Annotated in this window: 12 protein-coding genes and 1 riboswitch; of the genes, 9 read left to right on the top strand and 3 right to left on the bottom strand. The window is 35.4% G+C overall.

What is annotated here, in order from left to right:
• Window positions 1–3 precede the first annotated feature (3 nt).
• From BM296_RS17255 to BM296_RS17265, 3 genes are read right to left on the bottom strand one after another with little or no spacing between them, the layout of a single operon-like run.
• A complete protein-coding gene (locus BM296_RS17255) occupies window positions 4–606 on the bottom strand; it encodes an aminotransferase class IV (protein WP_091905014.1) in 603 nt (200 codons plus the stop codon).
• Entirely contained in the window at window positions 590–1,564 is a 975-nt protein-coding gene (locus BM296_RS17260; RefSeq protein ID WP_091905017.1) for an aminodeoxychorismate synthase component I, read from the bottom strand. The genes BM296_RS17255 and BM296_RS17260 overlap by 17 nt, the downstream gene beginning before the upstream one ends.
• 26 nt (window positions 1,565–1,590) lie before the next feature.
• Window positions 1,591–2,205 (bottom strand): deoxynucleoside kinase, encoded by a 615-nt coding sequence (locus tag BM296_RS17265; protein WP_027068071.1) that lies wholly within the window; start codon window positions 2,203–2,205, stop codon window positions 1,591–1,593.
• Between the two features lie 195 nt (window positions 2,206–2,400).
• On the opposite strand from BM296_RS17265, the gene BM296_RS17270 reads away from it, so the two are divergent.
• From BM296_RS17270 to thrA, 9 genes are all read left to right on the top strand, one after another.
• Window positions 2,401–3,252, top strand: coding sequence for a GLPGLI family protein (locus BM296_RS17270; protein ID WP_091905020.1), 852 nt, complete (start codon window positions 2,401–2,403; stop codon window positions 3,250–3,252).
• Between the two features lie 40 nt (window positions 3,253–3,292).
• Window positions 3,293–5,971: a TonB-dependent receptor gene (locus tag BM296_RS17275; protein WP_091905023.1), complete on the top strand. Its 2,679-nt coding sequence runs from the start codon at window positions 3,293–3,295 to the stop codon at window positions 5,969–5,971.
• Window positions 5,972–6,233: 262 nt separating this feature from the next.
• Window positions 6,234–7,490: a methionine adenosyltransferase gene (gene metK, locus BM296_RS17280; RefSeq protein ID WP_091905026.1), complete on the top strand. Its 1,257-nt coding sequence runs from the start codon at window positions 6,234–6,236 to the stop codon at window positions 7,488–7,490.
• A 412-nt stretch (window positions 7,491–7,902) separates the two neighbouring features.
• Window positions 7,903–8,100 (top strand): hypothetical protein, encoded by a 198-nt coding sequence (locus tag BM296_RS17285; protein WP_091905029.1) that lies wholly within the window; start codon window positions 7,903–7,905, stop codon window positions 8,098–8,100.
• A gap of 426 nt (window positions 8,101–8,526) precedes the next feature.
• On the top strand, window positions 8,527–10,470 hold the full coding sequence (locus BM296_RS17290; protein ID WP_091905032.1) for a CocE/NonD family hydrolase: 1,944 nt from the start codon (window positions 8,527–8,529) through the stop codon (window positions 10,468–10,470).
• 64 nt (window positions 10,471–10,534) lie between these two features.
• Window positions 10,535–11,962 carry an amidohydrolase gene (locus BM296_RS17295; RefSeq protein WP_091905035.1) on the top strand — a complete coding sequence of 476 codons (1,428 nt, stop codon included), beginning with the start codon at window positions 10,535–10,537 and terminating at the stop codon, window positions 11,960–11,962.
• A 78-nt stretch (window positions 11,963–12,040) separates the two neighbouring features.
• Window positions 12,041–13,663 carry a sulfatase family protein gene (locus BM296_RS17300; RefSeq protein ID WP_091905039.1) on the top strand — a complete coding sequence of 541 codons (1,623 nt, stop codon included), beginning with the start codon at window positions 12,041–12,043 and terminating at the stop codon, window positions 13,661–13,663.
• Window positions 13,664–14,052: 389 nt separating this feature from the next.
• A riboswitch (SAM riboswitch) is annotated at window positions 14,053–14,156 on the top strand.
• A 119-nt stretch (window positions 14,157–14,275) separates the two neighbouring features.
• Window positions 14,276–15,550, top strand: a complete 1,275-nt coding sequence (locus BM296_RS17305) for an O-acetylhomoserine aminocarboxypropyltransferase/cysteine synthase family protein (protein ID WP_091905042.1) — start codon at window positions 14,276–14,278, stop codon at window positions 15,548–15,550.
• Between the two features lie 146 nt (window positions 15,551–15,696).
• Entirely contained in the window at window positions 15,697–19,083 is a 3,387-nt protein-coding gene (gene thrA, locus BM296_RS17310; RefSeq protein ID WP_091905045.1) for a bifunctional aspartate kinase/homoserine dehydrogenase I, read from the top strand.
• Window positions 19,084–19,108 lie beyond the last annotated feature (25 nt).

A 19,108-nucleotide genomic window follows, 5' to 3' on the forward strand; every position in this document is an offset into this window, starting at 1 on the left:
AAATTAACCTCTTTGTATGTTAGAAATTGGTACCCATCTAGAATCATCAAAATCATTTAAAGCATTTACTAATTGAAAGCTTTTAAAATTTTGAATGTCACTTTCTAAAATGTGAGCTTCGGTAATTTTGTTATCATCTAAAAGTCTAGCTCTACATGTACCTTGAAGCAATGGGGTAGAAGGCGTAGTTATTAGCTTGCCATCTGTAAAAATGATGTTAGAGTAAGAGGCGTCTGTAATCAATCCATTTCTTACAATAAGCACATCTTCAGAGTTTCCTCTTTGATCAAAAAGTTGATTTAGTTTTTTACGATTATTCCTTTTTAAAGAATAATTTATGGTGTCATCATTTACTAATTGTAGTGATGTAGGTATGCTGTTTTCGTATAAGGAAATAGAATAGCGGGTACCATGTTGCTTATAGCCAATTCTCAACTTATATTTTAGAGCGTTGTCTAAATTAGTTAAATGAATTCCGTCAAATAAAGAGTAGTTAGGGTGGGTTTTGTATTGTTGAATATAGGAACTTCTAAATCGGGATTCGTGGTAATGTTCATTCTTAATTTGACTATTTTCAATGCAAACAGATTCAAATAATGGGTACATAAATTTTTTCTAAAAGTTCTTGATATTCTTCTTTCATCTCGCTTAAATGGGTAATTCCACCGCCACTTTTGTAAAAAAGCTTTTTGTTGATTTTTTCGATAAACCGAATGCTTACGGCACTGTCAATTTGATGACCATCAAATATTCCAAAAATACCTGTGTAAAATCCACGTGGCGCAATTTCTGCTTTTGAAATAATTTCTAGGGTTTTCTTTTTAGGTGCCCCGCTTATGGAACCTGCTGGTAATGTTTTTAATAATAACGACGAAAATTCATCTTTCCAGTTCTCAGGTAACTTTCCCTGTATTTCGGTACTGGTCTGCAGCAGTTCTTGATTTCCTTTTTTAATCGTGTTTACAAATCTAAACTTATTTACGCTAACATTTTTGGCAATCATAGAAAGATCGTTTCGTATGAGGTCAACAATGGTATTATGTTCGTATAATTCCTTTTTATTAGAAAGCAATAATTCTTCGGCATTGGGCACACTACTATTTATTGTGCCTTTCATAGGATAAGAGAAAACGTTGCCGTCCTTAATTTTTAAGTAGCATTCTGGCGAAAAAACAACAAAGTTATCTTTATAGAGAAGCTTATATGGAGCATGTGCTTTTTTGTAAATTTCGTGAAGTTCTACGTTGGTATCAAGCGCGGTAGGAAAAGTAAGGTTTAGCAAAAAACTATTACCATTGTTTAATTCCTGCTTAACGGTGTTAAAGGCCTTCTCATAAATATCTTTAGAAATGAGTGTAGGTTTTAAATCTATGATTTTATCGTCTAACTGATTAAACGTAAGTTCATTGTCATTACTAACACCGTTTATGTTAAAGTAAATTTTTTCTTGTAAAGCCTCTTCAAACGTAAAAACTTGTTTTACAGATTTTTCAAAATCGATAATGAAGAAAAAAGGAGTTTCATCTTGAAGAAAGCGCGTGACTTTTTTTTCAAAATTTTCCAAATTTTTAGGGTTTTGAGAAGATGAACTTAAAATAGACCGTTTATTTGAGCGTCAATTTTATTCAAAATAATACCTAAGTCTTCAGGTTTATCAACAAAGTCTAAATCATCTACATCAATAATCAGCAAGTTGCCTTTTTCATAACCATGTACCCAAGCTTCATAACGTTCATTTAATCGGCTTAAATAGTCAATTGAAATTGTGTTTTCATATTCTCTACCTCTTTTGTGAATTTGCTTCACCAAGTTTGGGATAGAGCTGCGTAGATAAATTAGAAGATCTGGCGGATCTACCAGACTCTCCATTAAATCAAACAAGCTAGAGTAGTTTTGAAAATCACGGTTGGTCATAAGACCCATTGCGTGTAGGTTAGGAGCAAAAATATGTGCATCCTCATAAATAGTTCTATCCTGAATAATTTCCTTTCCACTTTCTTTAATCTGTAGAATTTGACGGTATCTACTATTTAAAAAGTATATCTGAAGGTTAAAACTCCAACGTTCCATTTGATTGTAAAAATCATCTAAATATGGGTTCTCAACTACATCTTCAAAATGAGGTTCCCAATTATAATGTTTAGCAAGTAATCTAGTTAGGGTCGTTTTTCCTGCACCGATATTTCCGGCAACTGCTATGTGCATAGACGTAAATTGATTAATGGTTGTGTTCTAATTCTCAACAAGATTAGATGGTACAAGATACAAGATAACTACAGGAAGTAAAAACATATTTGTTGTATGGCACAAAAAAAATGACCTCAATCCAATTCTTTGCAAAATGCAATTAAACCAAAATCATATTTTGATGTCATACTACCATTCTAATACATAAGCAAGATGAGATATAAGTGGTTCAAAGGTTTAATGATTGTATGCATGGGCGTAAGCTTACAAGCGCAAGATTTTCAAGGCAAGGCAATTTACCAAAGTAAAACACAGGTAAATTTCGATTTTGGAAATAGAAACATTCCTGAGGATAGAAAAAAGGAAATGATGGAACGCATGAAAAAAGCGAACGAAAAAACCTTTATTCTCAATTTCAATAAAACGGCATCTATTTATAAAGTAGAGGAAAAATTAGAGCAGCCCGGAGAAAGAGGTGGTGGTCGTGGTCCTCGTTTTGGAGCAATGGCAGGTAATGATGGGGATTTATACAAGAATATTCAGGATCAAAAGTATTTGGTGAAGAATGAATTATTAGGTAAAATTTTTCTGATTGATGATGAGTTGGAGGCATTAGATTGGAAAATGGAGAGCGAGTCTAAACAAATAGGAAATTATACGGCATTTAAGGCAACGTCTGTAAAGACTATTAAGCGACCGAATATGAGCGCTATTTTTAGAAGACCTGGTAGGGGAGAAGAAAATGATGAGGAGAAAAAAGGGGAAGAGTTTATTATAAAAGAAGTTGAAATAGTTGCGTGGTATACTCCAGAAATACCAATAAATCAAGGTCCTGGTTTGTATTGGGGACTTCCGGGTTTAATTTTGGCTGTAAACGATGATGTTACTACAATCGTTTGTTCAGAAATCACATTAAATCCTTCAGAGAAGATTGAAATAAAAGCACCTAGTAAAGGAAAACAAGTTACCCAGGCGGAATATGATCAGATTTCTCAAGAGAAAATGAAAGAAATGCGAGAGAATTTCAGAAACCGTGGTGGTCGTGGTGGCGGTAGACCAAATTAATTAAAGTACTTCTTAATTTATTTCTATTTACACCTTTCCTATGAAACATAATGTGCTTGTTATTCTTTCGCTATTATTAGCTACTATTGGTGCTGCCCAAGAAATTTCATTATCGGGAACGGTAAAGGATAGTCTAGGTGTTGGTGTAGATATGGCGAATGTTATTGCCATAAATACGGAGACCAAAGGCTTGGAATCTTATGGGATTACCAATCATGCGGGGCTATTTAAATTAAAACTGAAAACTGGTCAGCAATACACGGTAAAGGTCAGTTATTTAGGGTTTAAACCAGAGTCTTTTACATTTACTGCAGGTGAGAGCGATGCTGTAAAAGATATTATAATGCAAGAGCAAGCAGCACAGCTGGATGAAGTAGATGTAACATACGAAATGCCGGTTTCGGTAAAAGGCGATACTATTGTGTACGATACCGATGCATTTGTGTCGGGCACGGAAAAGAAACTGAAAGATGTGCTAGAAAACCTTCCGGGAATTGAAATAAACGATGATGGTCAAATAGAGGTAGAGGGTAAAACCGTAAGTAAGATTATGGTAGAAGGTAAAGATTTTTTTGACGGAGATACAAAGCTTGCGGTAGAAAATATTCCGGCTAACGCCTTAAGTAAAGTTGAGGTATTGCGTAATTTCAATGAGGTGTCGCAAATGAAAGGTCTTACCAATGACGATGATAATGTGGCTTTGAACATTAAGTTGAAAGAGGGTAAAAAGAACTTTTGGTTTGGCGAATTAACTGCAGGGTATGGTCCGGATGATAGGTATTTGGCACATCCTAAATTGTTTTACTACAGTCCAAAGTACAGTATTAATATCATCACCGATTTAAATAATATTGGCGAAGTACCTTTTACGCGAAACGACTATAGAAATTTTACGGGAGGATTCAGAAATATCAATTCAAGAGGAGGTAGTTCTATTGCTACTGGTGTAGATGGGTTGGGACTTTCTTCTGTACAAAATAATAGGGCAAATGACATTGATACAAAATTTGCTGCCGCCAATTTTAGTTATGCGCCTATAGCAGGGTTGGATTTAAGCGGATTTGGTATTTATTCTTATACAGGAACTCTTATGAAATCTGAAGGGAGCACCTCTTATATAGCAAGTAATGATGTAGAAAGCACAACATCAAATACAGATCAGACCATTCATTTGGGTTTAGCAAAGTTGAGTGCGAAATATAAGCCCAATGAAGATTTTCAATTAGATTATGATGCGCTTTTAAAACAATCGGATGATACGGAGGAAGTAGATGTGCTATCAATATCCTCTATTACCGATCAAATTGCAGAGGTAAAAAAGCAGAAGCCGTTATCTGTAAATCAGAATTTAAATATCTATTACACCTTAAATGAGAAGAACATTTTTGCGGTAGAAGCACAGCATTTATATCAAGATGAAGATCCTTTTTATGAGGCCCTTAGAAGTGAGTTCGCCTTTGTTGATATTTTTCCTGTAGATGAAAATCAGAACGTATATAATATCAACCAGGCAAAAAATATAGTAACCAATAAGGTTGATGCCAAGGTGGATTATTATAGGGTTCTTGGAAATAAAAGCAACATAAATCTAACATTAGGTACCACGCAAAGCAATCAGAATTTTAATTCAAGCATATACCAGATTTTAGACAATGAAGAAACTTTGAATATGAATGGTGATGCGTTTGGCAATGAAGTCGCGTTTCATGTGTCTGATGTTTATGCAGGCTTACATTATAAAGTTATTTCTGGAATATTCACCTTTAATCCTGGGGTTACGCTGCATCAATTCAATGTAAAAAATGAGCAGCTAGGTACAGTGGTCGAAGATAATTTGACGTCGTTATTGCCAGATTTATATATTAATGCACAACTTAAGAAATCGGAGAATATTCGTTTTAATTATCGTGTAACCCGTTCGTTTACAGATGTCAGTAATTTTGCACAAGGTTATGTGTTAAACAATTACAATTCGCTTTATAGTGGAAATCGAGATTTAGAGAGTGCACTTAACCATAACGTTTCGCTTAATTTCTTCAGTTTTAATATGTTTAATTTCACTAATATATTTGCGAACATAGCGTACACCAAAAGAATAGATGCGTTAAAAAGTGGCGTTGATATTATTGGTATTAACAGAGTAACTAGTACCATCAATTCAAATTTTGAAGACGAATCATTAACCGCAAGCGGAAAATACGAACGTACATTTGGTAAAATAAAAGCATCTGTGCAAGGTAATTTAGGTTGGTCTACCACTAACAACCTTGTTGATAATCAGCAGCGAACCTCAAATTCATTGACACAGAATTATACAACCGCTTTATCTACTAATTTTAAGAATGCGCCAAATTTAGAATTAGGGTATAGATACACCGTTAATAATTATGAAAACGGAGATTTAGAAACAACATTCTTCACAAGTAGACCTTATGCTCGTTTTGATGCCAGTTTTTTAAAGAACTTTATTTTCAATGTAGAGTATGATTATTATAATTATTCGGATAAGGAAGATACTATATCCAATACTTATAGTTTTCTAGAATCTACCCTAACATATCAGAAGAAAGATAGCCGATGGGAATATGGTATTAAAGGCACTAATTTATTGAATACTACAACACTGAATAGAGATAGTACAAACGAACTGTTTTTTAGCACACAAGCCTATTTTGTGCAACCACGCTATGTGCTACTGTCTGTGAAATATGATCTTTAAAAATCGAAAATTTAGGGTGCGAATTATCAAATCTTTTAAATGCGTTAATAAATAACATCATATTAAGATATTGAACTGAACATTTTTTCTATTTTTGCACCATAATTAAAATAAAGAGGAGGGATTTGACTGATTGCAACCTCTGTTTTAACCTAAGGGTATAAAACAAAAAAAATGCTAAAGCAGTTGATGCTGATACTACATCGCATCACACTTCTTTTCGGCATTCGTTCAAATCCTTTTAAGAATAAAAAAGATTGTTATGCCATATTTATTTACATCAGAATCTGTTAGTGAAGGACATCCGGATAAAGTTGCGGATCAAATCAGTGATGCGTTATTAGATAATTTTCTTGCTTTTGATCCAGAAAGTAAAGTTGCCTGCGAAACATTGGTTACTACAGGTCAAGTAGTATTAGCTGGGGAAGTAAAAAGTGATACGTATTTAGATGTACAGAACATTGCCCGTGAAGTCATTAATAAAATAGGATATACCAAAGGAGAATATCAGTTTAGTGGAGATTCTTGTGGTGTTATTTCTTTGATACATGAGCAGTCTCAAGATATTAACCAAGGTGTAGATCGTGGTTCTAAAGAAGAGCAAGGTGCAGGTGATCAAGGTATGATGTTTGGTTACGCAACTAGCGAGACCGAGAATTACATGCCGTTAGCGCTAGATATTTCACATAAAATTCTGCATACTTTGGCAGAAATGCGTCGCGAGAATAAAGAGATTACTTATTTAAGACCAGATGCTAAGGCACAGGTTACTATAGAATATTCAGATGCCAATGAGCCAATACGTATAGATACTATCGTAGTTTCTACACAGCACGATGCTTTTGATGCAGATGATGAGAAAATGTTGGCGAAGATTAAGTCTGATATTATATCTATTTTAATTCCAAGAGTAAAGGAACAATTACCAGCAGATACTCAGAAATTATTTGATGATCAAATCAAATACCATATTAACCCAACTGGGAAATTTGTAATTGGCGGTCCTCATGGTGATACCGGATTAACAGGTAGAAAGATTATTGTTGACACTTACGGTGGTAAAGGGGCACACGGTGGTGGAGCTTTTAGTGGAAAAGACCCAAGTAAGGTAGACCGTAGTGCAGCTTATGCAGCGCGTCATGCAGCAAAGAATTTAATAGCAGCTGGTGTAGCAACTGAAATTTTAGTACAAGTAAGTTATGCTATTGGTGTGGTTGAACCAACATCAATTTATGTAGATACTTACGGTACGTCTAAAGTTGGTTTAAGTGATGGTGAGATTGCAAAAAAGGTAGCTCAGATTTTTGATATGAGACCGTTTGCAATTGAAGAACGTTTAAAGCTAAGAAACCCAATTTATTTAGAAACTGCCGCTTACGGACACATGGGGAAAACACCTGTAACTGTTACCAAGGTTTTCGAATCTCCTTATAATGGCCGTATAGAAAGAGAAGTAGAGCTGTTTACATGGGAAAAGTTGGATAAAGTAGATGAGATAAGAGCAGCGTTTAATATTTAACGTTATTGCTAGTTGCCGATATTAAAAAATAAAAAAATGCTCCGTGATACACGGAGCATTTTTTATAGATCGTACATCAAACGTCATTGCGAGGTACGAAGCAATCTACCGCTCAGAACTCTCAGGTTAAAATCAGCTCACAAGACAATTAACATCTCTTCACAACAAGTATTATGCATTTTACCACAAAATATATTTTGTAGGAAAAGGATTACATATGTTTGATATATAATAATTAGAGAACCCCAAATCTCGCCACCTAAAAGATGAAATATTTTGTACTGGTATAAACCAAATATAGATGGTATTAAGTTCAAGTTGAAGCCCCAAAAGTCAACCTGATTTTAAAACTATTTAAAAGTATCGAGTCTTTAAAAAACCTATTAAAAATATAACTTAACCTACGAATGCCATGTTAAAACGATTTGCTTTTCCCTTAGCGGTATTTCTATGTATTGTACTGCAATCTTGCACAAAAGAAACAGACCTTATTTCAGGGTATGTTGTTTTAGATGCAACGAAAAAAGAATACCGTTCTTTAAACGTTAATCCAGATTTTAAAATTAAAAAATCTGAAGGAACAGTTGCATTGATTCCTTTTTCTGATTAGATTTAAATCCAGCTAAAAACTATTTTAATGAAAGACCAATTAATTCAAGACAATAAAATTCAAGTTTATAAAAGTGATTTTTTCTCGGGCATTCTTATGCTGGCCAGAAAGTTATTTATGATATAATTTTAATTGTAATTGCGTGCAGTACTAATGTAATGCAGTAAACTGAGAAATAATATAACTATTTGGGGCATGCCATTTACGTGTATGTAAATTAAAGCCTTTTCAATTAATGTAGAGCTTGTTAGAAAAACTTACACATTCTATTTTAGCCTATTATTTTGTTTTAAAGTAGGTGCCTCCTTCGATTAAGAATAAGCGGTCCAAATTTTTTTTGGTAGTTTTTATCCGTAATTCTGGACATGTTAAAATCTAAATAATCGAGTAAACTTTCTTAGATTTAAGACTTCAAACTCTTAAGACATGCCAAAGTTTACCATCAAACATTTTTTTACCCTAATTTTTCTTTCTACACTGATTATTTCCTGTAGAAAAACAGCACCTAAAGTTGCAGATGCCGAAGTCTCCGAAACTTATGTAGCGGATAACTACACCAAAAAAGAGGTAGATATCACTATGCGAGACGGCATAAAACTCCATACCACAATTTATTCTCCAAAGGATACTTCAAAAGAATATCCTATTATTATGCAAAGAACTCCTTATAGCTCTCAGCCATATGGAGCTGGGAAGTTCAAAGAAAAAATTGCACCAAATATTCACATGATGCAAGATGGCTATATTGTCGTCTATCAAGATGTGCGAGGGCGTTGGTTAAGCGAAGGGCATTATGAAAATATGCGTGCTTACAAGCCCAATAAAAAAACCGATCAAGATATTGATGAAAGCTCAGACACCTATGATACTATTGAGTGGTTGGTAAACAATGTAGAAAACAATAATGGCAATGTAGGTATTTGGGGAATTTCATATCCTGGATATTATTCTACATACGCAGTAGTAGATGCACACCCAGCTTTAAAAGCAGCTTCTCCACAGGCAAGTATTGCCGATTTCTTTTTCGATGATTTTCACCATAACGGAGCTTATTTATTAAGCTATTTTAGAGCAACCTCTTTATTTGGTACACCAAGACCAGATGGTGATAAACCAATAGATACGGCATGGTATGTATTACCAGAATTACCCACCGAAGATCAATACCAATTCTTTTTAGATGAAGGTCCGTTAAAGAATTTAGATCGCTTCTTTGAATATGAAACTACAGATACGCCACGTATGGCAAAAGAAGGTGTTACAGATGATTATTTCTGGAACGAGTTAAAAGAGCACCCTAATTACGATGAGCTTTGGCAAAGTCGCGGATTAATTCAGCATTTAAAAAATGTAAAACCAACGGTAGCCACAATGGTCGTTGCAGGTGAGTTTGATGCCGAAGATTTATACGGACCCTTAGAAACCTACAAGAATATTGGAAAGTACAATGCCGAAAATTATAACACTTTGGTTTTTGGACCGTGGGATCACGGCGGATGGGCAAGAAGAAAAGGACAGAACATTGTTGGCAACTACTATTTTGGGGACGGAATTTCAGAATTTTTTCAAGAGAATATAGAAACTAAATTCTTTGATCATTTCTTAAAGGGAAGTGGAGATAAAAATAGCGGACTTCCGGAAGCTTATGTATTTGATACCGGTAAGAAAGATTGGAAGATGTATGATACATGGCCACCAGAAGGTGTAGTTAAAAAAGATATGTACTTATCTCCTGATCAAGAACTGACTGTCGAGCCAAAAGCAGTTGAGGAAGTAAAATTCATAAGTGATATTAAAAAGCCTGTTCCTTATTCAGAGGATATTAAAACGGTTTTTACACCAAGAAAATATATGACCGATGATCAGCGTTTTGCTGCTCGCCGTGGCGATGTTTTGGTTTTTGAAACCGAAGTGATGGAGAATGATATGACCTTAGCAGGGGATATATTAGCTAAGCTAAAAGTAGCCACTACGGGTACTGCAGCAGATTGGATTGTAAAAATCATTGATGTACACCCAGCCGACGAGCCAGCTTATGAAGGCATGCAAGACCATTTAAAAATGAGCAACTATCATTTAATGGTACGTAGTGAGGTGCTTAGAGGTAGATTTAGAAATAGCTTTGCAGAGCCAGAGCCATTTGTGGCTAATCAAAAGACAGATGTAAACATAAAGCTGCAAGATGTTTTTCATACCATTAAAAAAGGACACAAATTACAGGTGCAAGTACAGAGCACGTGGTTTCCATTGATAGATTTAAATCCGCAGACTTACATAGATAATATTTTCAACGCAGATGAGTCAGACTTTAAAACTCAAACACATACCGTTTTTACAGATTCTAGTATTGAGTTTTCGGTGTTGGAGTAGCGGTTTTAAACTATTTATGTTCTTATTTTTAAACTAAACAAACCACCAGACAACAACTACTAAAATGAAAAAAGTAATCCAAACAATATCGGTTATATTATTACTGATACCAGTAACTGCTGTAGCACAAAAAAGCAAAAAAGAAATAATTAACAAATTAGATTCTCAATTTGAAGTCTACAAAGGTATTGCAAATCAACTTTGGGAAAATCCTGAATTAGGATATCTAGAGGAAAACAGTTCAATTCTTTTACAAGAAAAACTTAGTGCAGCCGGATTTAAAATTGAAAAAGGTGTAGCAGGAATTCCTACTGCCTTTACGGCTACTTATGGTTCAGGTTCGCCTGTAATTGGTATATTAGGAGAGTTTGATGCTCTGCCAGGTATGTCTCAATCTGCAGAGCCATTTAAAAAATCTAGAGTTGTCGATGCACCTGGTCAAGCTTGTGGTCATCATTTGTTCGGTACTGGGTCAATGGCTGCAGCAATAACAGTTAAGAATTGGCTGGCTGATTCTAAAAAATCAGGAACGATAAGATTTTATGGAACTCCAGCGGAAGAAGGAGGTTCCGGAAAAGTTTATATGGTCAGAGCTGGTCTTTTTGATGATATTGATGCTATTGTTTCTTGGCATCCAGGCGATGAAAACACTTCAAATCCTAGCACGAATTTGGCAACGATATCTGGAAAATTTAGATTTAAAGGAGTTTCTTCACACGCTGCTGCAGCACCTGAATTAGGTCGTTCTGCCCTTGATGGGGTAGAAGGAATGAACGATTTAGTGAATATGCTTAGAGAACATACTACCGAATCTACCCGTATTCATTATGTAATAACTAAAGGAGGTGATGCTCCCAATATTGTACCTGAAGAAGCTGAGGTTTATTATGTTGTTCGCCATTCAAATAGAAAAGAAGTAAAGGCGGTTTGGGATAGAGTTGTTAAAGCAGCGGAAGGAGCTGCCATAGGAACGGAAACAGAAATGTCTTATGAGATTATTGGTGGAACTTATGAGCGTTTGCCAAATGAGGTTCTTGCAACATTAATGCATGATAATATGAAATTGGTTGGTGGTGTAAACTACACAAAAGAAGAAATAAAGTTCGCCGAAGAAATCCAGAAAACTTTAAAAACACCAAAACTTATCGAAAGTGCCAGTGAAATTAAACCAATGGTATTTACTTATGGTAAAGCATCTGCCGATACCGGTGATGTTAGTTGGAATGCACCGACAGCTGCCGTAAGAGCTGCCACTTGGGTGCCAGGAACTCCTCCTCATAGTTGGCAAGCCGTCGCAGCTGGCGGAACAGATATTGGATTCAAAGGAATGATGGTTGCAGCTAAAACAATGGCGTTAACCGCAATTGATATTTATGAAAAACCGGCAATTTTGAAAGAAGTGAAAGCCGAATTTGAGAAAAGAAGAGGGGCTGATTTTAAGTATGAAGCTTTATTGGGAGATAGAAAACCAGCTTTAGATTATAGAAAGTAATGAGCTTATAAATCAGGAAGAATTCCATAAAAATCTTCTTATTTTTAAAACTATCAAACTTACCAAACAACAACAAAAATGAAAAAACTATTACTAGCTGTAGCAAGTATACTATTCTTGCTGCCAATTACTACTGAGGCACAAAAGAGTAAAAAGAAAAAGCCCAATATTATTTTCATCATGTCAGATGATCATGCGTACCAAGCAATTAGCGCGTATGATGATAAACTGTTGAACACACCTAATATTGATCGTTTGGCAAAAGAAGGTATGCTGTTTACCAATGCGAGTGTTACCAACTCCATTTGTGCACCATCAAGAGCTACGATTCTTACGGGCAAGCATACACATATTAATGGGAAAGTAGATAATTACTTCCCGTTTGATACTACACAAACGACCTTTCCGCAGATATTTAAAAAGAACGGTTATAAAACAGCTATGTTCGGCAAGCTTCACTTTGGTAACAATCCAAAAGGGGTAGATGAGTTCATGATTTTGCCAGGTCAGGGGCATTATATTAATCCCGATTTTATTGTAACCAATGGCGATACCATCACCAAACAAGGGTATGTAACCGATATTATTACAGATGTATCTTTAGATTGGTTAAAGAAAGAAGCGTCTGACGACGAACCGTTTATGATGATGTATTTGCATAAAGCACCGCATCGCCCATGGTGGCCAAGACCAGATAAGTTTAAGGAATTCACTAAGAAAACATTCCCAGAACCAGAAACACTTTTTGACGATTACAGCAATAGAGGTTCGGCGGCGAAAACAGCCGAAATGAATTTGTTGACGCACATGATGTATAGTCATGACAGTAAAATTAGACCAGAAACTTTAGCTAAAATGGAAGGCACTGTTTTCCCGGTAGTTGAAGAATTTCCAAATAGTTTTTATGGACCATATGGTCGTGCTACTGCAGAACAAAAAGCACTGTATGATCCAGTTTTAGATTCTATCAATGATTTTTTCTACGAGAATTGGCCAAAAATGAACGATACCGAGAAAATGAAATGGAAATACCAAAGGTATATGCAAGATTACCTAGGTAGTATTTCTTCGGTAGATGATAACGTAGGTCGCTTGTTAGATTATTTAGATGAAACTGGATTGGCAGAGAATACTATTGTTATATATACATCTGACCAAGGTTTTTACTTAGGTGAACATGGTTGGTTCGATAAGCGGTTTATATATGACGAATCTTTTAAGACTCCGTTATTGGTGCGTTGGACTAATGTGGTGAAGCCAGGATCAGTGGAAAATGAAATGGTACAGAATTTAGACTTTGCACAAACCATGTTAGAAGCTGTGGGTATTAAACCTCCAAGTGATATGCAAGGAGAAAGTTTAATTCCGTTATTAAAAGGTGAAAAAGACAAATGGACACGTGATGCGGTGTATTATCAGTATTATGAATATCCATCGGTACACATGGTAAAGCGCCATTACGGCATTGTAAACAAAGAATTTAAGCTAGTTCATTTCTATTATGATGTAGATGAATGGGAATTGTATGATAGGTTAAATGATCCTAATGAAATGAACAATGTATATAACGACCCAGCTTATGCGGACACCGTTAAGAAACTAAAGAAAGATTTAGTCGCTTTGCGTAAGAAATACAAAGACTCACCAGAACAAGATCAAAAATACATTGATAAATACAAGAGTGCGGGAATGATTAAGTAATCGTTTTCAATTACGTATCTGTAAATAACCTGCTATTCGAATGCTTTCTATCTAATTATGAAATTGGATAGAAAGTATATCGAAAATCTTCAAGATTATCATTGTTCTATTAATGATGAAGGATAAATTCGGTTGTAATTAATCTTCTCGTTATAATTTCCGTTCACATTAAAATTGCAAAGACCAATTGAAGTGACATCTTTCCATAATTTAGTTTGTCTAGCAAAAACGCAAATAATCATCAAGAATGAGCGATTATTTGCGTTTTTAGTTACAAACAGCCCTTTTACGTACACAACTTGTTATTTTATTCAAATTTTTAGAAATGATTAGGTTTTTAAATTTCTCTGCCCTTATATTTGTAGCTCAAAGTTCACACACTTATTGAATAGTTATCAAGAAAGGTGGAGGGATTAGACCCTTTGAAACCTTAGCAACCCTTTGTTCCATACAAAGAAGGTGCTACATTCTACCCTTAGGGGATGGATAACAGTAATCGATTTTTTATCGATATTACTTTCTTATAACTTTTTGATTTTACCTACCCGCAATTTATGTGGGATTAGGACGGGGCTTTTTAATTATTTAAATAATTTTAAAAACAACAAAATCATGAGTAACTACAAATTAGCAACAAACGCATTACACGCAGGTCACGACACAACTACCAATGGAGGTACTAGAGCAGTGCCTATTTATCAGACATCATCATATGTTTTTAATGATACGGAGCACGCCGCAAATCTTTTCTCATTAAAAGAGCTTGGATTTATATATACGCGTTTAAACAACCCAACCAATCAAATCTTACAAGATAGATTAGCTGCTGTAGAAGGTGGAATCGGAGCAGTGGTTTTTGCATCGGGTACAGCTGCAATCTCAACAGGTTTATTGACATTATTAAAAGCAGGTGATCACATTGTAGCATCAAGCAGTTTATATGGAGGTACATTTAACTTATTAAATGTTACCCTTCCAAGATTTGGCATTACGACGACGTTCGTAGATGCATCTGATCCTGAAAACTTTGGAAAAGCTGTACAGGAGAATACAAGAGCATTCTTTGTGGAGTCTTTAGGGAATCCGAAATTAGATGTATTGGATTTGAAAGGAATTTCAAAAGAATCTAAAGCGGCAGGTGTTCCATTTATAGTTGATAATACAGTTGCTACTCCGTCATTGTTAAACCCTATTGAGCACGGAGCAAACTTGGTAATACACTCGTTAACAAAATACATTGGCGGACAAGGAACTTCTTTAGGAGGTGCTATTATTGATGCTGGTACGTTTGACTGGACCAACGGAAAATTCCCAGAGTTTACAGAACCATCTGCAGGATATCACGGTTTGGTATACAGCGAGGCATTAGGTGCTGCGGCATTTACTTTCAAATTAATATTGGAAGGGCTGCGTGATTTTGGTGGAGCATTAAGTCCGTTTAACGCATTCCAAATTATACAAGGTTTAGAAACGTTGCCGGTACGTATTAAGCAACACAGTGCAAATGCATTGGAATTGGCTACTTGGTTAGAGGGTAGAAAAGAAGTGGCTTGGGTAAACTACCCAGGGCTTAAAAGTAACAAGTACAACGCATTAGCGAAAGAATACTTGCCAAAAGGACAAAGCGGATTAGTTACCTTTGGAGTAAAAGGCGGATTTGATGCTGCTAAAAAAGTAACCGATGCTACGAAGATATTTTCTTTGCTAGCTAATATTGGAGATACGAAGTCATTGATCATTCACCCAGCAAGTACTACGCACCAGCAATTGACTGCAGAACAACAAGAAAGTGCAGGTGTAGGTCAAGATTTAATTCGTTTATCTGTTGGTCTAGAAGATATCGAAGATTTAAAAGCCGATTTAGAACAGGCATTTGCTAGTCTTTAATTTAGATTATTGAACAAGGTATAAGCAAAAAAGACTAAACAATCGGTTGCTGAGTAAAGCTCAAGTGACCGATTATTTGATAATAAAATACTAGTGCTGGTGGCTGAGCGAAGTCGAAGCCGAGCCATAAATTGATTTTGAAATAGATGCTACATCAATTACAGATTAAAAAATACAAGACCTTAAGCGGGATTTCTCAAGACATTCAATTGTCTTATCAGGTATTCGGTAAAAAGTTGCACACTGCACCCATAATTTTGGTAAACCATGCATTAACGGGAAACTCTAATGTTACTGGAGATAATGGTTGGTGGTCTGCACTTATTGGTGATGGTAAATGTATTGATACTGAAAAATATACCATTTTGGCATTCAACATTCCGGGTAATGGTCATGATAAATTTGTGATTGAAAATTATAAGGATTTTGTAGCGGGTGATGTAGCTAGAATGTTTTTGTTAGGGTTACAGCAGTTGAAAGTGGAACGTTTATTCGCTATAATTGGTGGCTCTTTAGGAGGAGGAATTGCTTGGGAAATGGCGGCATTAAGACCAGATTTGTCAGAGCATTTAATTCCTGTGGCATCCGATTGGAAATCGACCGATTGGTTAATTGCCAATTGCCAGATACAAGAACAGTTTTTGGTGAACTCAAAGCAACCGGTACACGATGCTCGCATGCATGCAATGTTATGCTATAGAACTCCGGCTTCTTTTAAGGAGCGCTTCAAAAGAAGTACTAATGAAGAGCTGAAGGTTTTTAATGTAGAAAGCTGGTTAATGCATCATGGCGATAAGCTGCAAGAGCGTTTTCAATTATCTGCCTATAAATTGATGAATCAGTTATTGAAAACTATTGATGTAACTAGAGATGGTGATGAGAATTTCATCAAGCTTCAGAATAGTAATACCAACATACATATTATAGGGGTAGATTCTGACATGTTCTTTACTGCGCAAGAAAATAAAGATACGTTTAAGCAATTGGCGCAAGCAAAAAGTAACGTTACTTATGGGGAGGTTCAGTCGCTACATGGGCATGATGCTTTTTTGATTGAGTTTGATCAAATGGAAAAATTGCTTACCGGTATTTTTAATACCAACGGCAATATCCAAAAAATTAAGATTTTAAAGTTTGGAGGTAAATCTTTGAGTAATGGTGAAGGTTTAGAACGTGTTTTAGATATCGTTACCCAGAAGGTGAAGAATGATGAGAATGTTGCTATAGTTCTATCTGCAAGGGAAAAAGCTACAGACCAATTAGAAGATATGTTGGAAAAGGCTGCCAAGGGAAAAGATTATAAGTCAGATTTTGAGGCCTTAGAAAAATATCAGAAACATACCTATTCTAATGTCAACCTATCAGCGGAATTCAAAGGTTTGGCAAAACTGTATGAAGGTGTCTCTTTATTGGGAGATTACAGTGCAAAAATAAAAGATGAGGTTTTAGCCTATGGCGAGCTAATATCAGCCAAATTGGTTACTAAGTTATTAATTGGTAAAGGCATAAAAGCCAAATTGGTAGATACCCGTGAAGTAATTAAAACTGACAATACATTTGGTGATGCTAAAGTTTTAGAGGCGGAGTCGAAAGAAAAAGTATTGTTGAAGTTTGCTGAAATTCCAAAAGATACCGTAGCGGTAGTTACCGGTTTCATTGCTTCTACCTTAGAAGGAGAAACAACTACTTTGGGTAGAAATGGTAGTAACTATTCTGCAGCTTTGATAGCAAACTTTTTAGATGCGGAAGAATTACAGAATTACACGCATGTTGACGGAATTTACACGGCTAATCCTGATTATGTGCCAGAAGCAAAAAAACTCGCGAATCTATCATATGCGGAAGCAAATGAATTAGCGAATTTTGGAGCTACCATTTTACATGCTAAAACTATTATTCCTTTAATTGAAAAGAACATTCCGCTACGTATTTTAAATACGTATAACGATGATAATGAAGGAACATTAATTAGTGCTAAGTCCAGCAAAGAAGGCATTAAATCACTTTCTGTAATAGAAGATGTTGCCATGATCAATATTGAAGGTCGTGGTTTGTTGGGTAAGGTTGGAGTAGATGCCAGAATTTTTAAGGCATTGGAATCAAGTAATATCAGTGTAAGTATTATATCTCAAGGGTCTTCGGAAAGAGGCATAGGTCTTGTAGTGAAAAAGGATAAGGCTAAAAGAGCAAAATTGGCTTTGGAAAATGAATTTAGCAATGACTTTGAATCGAAAGATGTGAATATGATTACGGTAATAGATGATGTATCTATTATTTCGATTGTAGGTCAAGATTTAAGCACATTCCATAATCCGTTCAATGCTTTAATTAAGAACCAGATAGTACCGTTATTGTTCAATAATACGTTATCGGGTAAGAATGTTAGTTTGGTGGTAAAGAAAACTGATTTACATAAAGCTGTGAATGTTATGCATGGGCAGGTTTTTGGGATCAGTAAAAAAATAAATATTCTTGTCTTTGGGCATGGAAATGTTGGTGGCACTTTAATTGATCAGATTCTTAAATCTGCAAAAACTATTAAGGACCGTAAAAAATTAGATCTTAGAGTATTTGGTATCGCGAATTCTAAAAAGATTTTGTTGAATGAAAAGGGAATTACTAAAAGCTGGAAAACGAATCTGAAGCAAAAAGGAAAAGCATATCAAGTTAATGATGTGTTTGAATTTGCAAAGCGCCACCATTTAGAGAATTTGATAGTTATAGATAATACGGCAAGTAAAGATTTTGTAGCCAACTATTTTGAATTTGTAGATCACGGCTTTGACATTGTGTCTTCGAATAAAATTGCAAATACCTTACGATACGATTTCTATCAGCTATTGCGAGAAGAGTTGCAAAAGAATCAAAAGCAATATTTGTATGAAACCAATGTAGGTGCAGGGTTACCACTAATAGATACCATTAAGTTATTGCATTTATCTGGAGAGAACATTACTAGAATAAAAGGAGTGTTCTCGGGGTCATTGAGTTATATATTTAATACTTTTTCAGAAAGCGACCTGCCATTCTCATCTATTTTAAAAGATGCAATGCAACAAGGATTTACAGAGCCAGATCCACGTGAAGATTTATCTGGAAATGATGTAGGTCGTAAATTATTGATCTTAGCACGTGAGCTAGATTTGCATAATGAGTTTGGTGATATACATATTGATAATCTTATCCCTAAGAAATTACAAGAAGGATCGGTTGATTTCTTTTTAGAGAATTTAGATGTATTAGATGCTAAATTCAATGAAATTAAAAAGAATCAGAAGCCTAACCACGTTTTACGTTATGTAGGTGATTTACATGGAAATCTTCAAAAAGAAAAAGGAGTGTTAGATGTAAAGTTGATTTCCGTTCCAAAAGAAAGTGCTTTAGGGCAGGTAAAAGGGTCAGATTCTATCATAGAAATCTATACGGAATCTTACGGTGAAAATCCGTTAGTAATTCAAGGAGCAGGTGCAGGAGCAGCTGTTACAGCTAGAGGAGTATTTGGAGATATTCTAAGAATAGCGGAAAAAGGGTAATCGTTTGGTTGAAGCAAACGCCAAA

Source organism: Maribacter stanieri (genome assembly GCF_900112245.1).
In the GTDB taxonomy this organism is placed as follows: Bacteria; Bacteroidota; Bacteroidia; order Flavobacteriales; family Flavobacteriaceae; genus Maribacter; species Maribacter stanieri.

Bases quoted from the DNA above. Each gene is read 5' to 3' on its own strand.
- BM296_RS17255 (WP_091905014.1), bottom strand. From the start codon at position 606: ATGTACCCATTATTTGAATCTGTTTGCATTGAAAATAGTCAAATTAAG.
- BM296_RS17285 (WP_091905029.1), top strand. From the start codon at position 7,903: ATGTTAAAACGATTTGCTTTTCCCTTAGCGGTATTTCTATGTATTGTA.
- BM296_RS17270 (WP_091905020.1), top strand. From the start codon at position 2,401: ATGAGATATAAGTGGTTCAAAGGTTTAATGATTGTATGCATGGGCGTA.
- BM296_RS17300 (WP_091905039.1), top strand. From the start codon at position 12,041: ATGAAAAAACTATTACTAGCTGTAGCAAGTATACTATTCTTGCTGCCA.
- BM296_RS17275 (WP_091905023.1), top strand. From the start codon at position 3,293: ATGAAACATAATGTGCTTGTTATTCTTTCGCTATTATTAGCTACTATT.
- BM296_RS17305 (WP_091905042.1), top strand. From the start codon at position 14,276: ATGAGTAACTACAAATTAGCAACAAACGCATTACACGCAGGTCACGAC.
- BM296_RS17295 (WP_091905035.1), top strand. From the start codon at position 10,535: ATGAAAAAAGTAATCCAAACAATATCGGTTATATTATTACTGATACCA.
- BM296_RS17265 (WP_027068071.1), bottom strand. From the start codon at position 2,205: ATGCACATAGCAGTTGCCGGAAATATCGGTGCAGGAAAAACGACCCTA.
- BM296_RS17290 (WP_091905032.1), top strand. From the start codon at position 8,527: ATGCCAAAGTTTACCATCAAACATTTTTTTACCCTAATTTTTCTTTCT.
- thrA (WP_091905045.1), top strand. From the start codon at position 15,697: ATGCTACATCAATTACAGATTAAAAAATACAAGACCTTAAGCGGGATT.
- metK (WP_091905026.1), top strand. From the start codon at position 6,234: ATGCCATATTTATTTACATCAGAATCTGTTAGTGAAGGACATCCGGAT.